Annotated in this window: 1 protein-coding gene; it reads left to right on the forward strand. The window is 30.2% G+C overall.

Translation table 11 applies throughout. The annotated features are described in order from the left end of the window. Nucleotides 1–140 precede the first annotated feature (140 nt). On the forward strand, nucleotides 141–404 hold a 264-nt coding region (locus ACT3RN_RS16170), incomplete at its 3' end, for a hypothetical protein (protein WP_444518878.1).

The raw sequence follows: 404 nt of genomic DNA on the forward strand, positions 1-404 counted from the left end.
CTACTAATCGTAGTGAAGCATATTTAGCTCATTATTCAATAGTAGTAGATACAGTGATTAAGAAATAGTTGTTATTTACTTTGGTTGTGAACTTTTTACAATGTTTTTTTCAAAAGGTATTAAAAGATATGACTAAATTCATGAATAATTTTTCATATTACTTTTTAAATCCAATCATTTTATTGATATCGCTTGGTATATCTGGCTGCATTTTTGATAACCGTGCACATAGTCCTCCTATTACTGGAGATATTGAAATATCAAAAGATAGTAAAGGTGGCTTATGTTTTATGCCTTTACTTGCCTCTGCTACCTTTATGGAAGAATCTGTAAATTTAAGGAGTATAAATATGGAGTATCTTACTATTTCCGACCCTAACTCAACAGGAGGGGATCGAATTAAA

It is taken from the genome of Psychrobacter sp. AOP5-GZ1-6 (assembly GCF_052376345.1).
Classification (GTDB): Bacteria; Pseudomonadota; Gammaproteobacteria; order Pseudomonadales; family Moraxellaceae; genus Psychrobacter.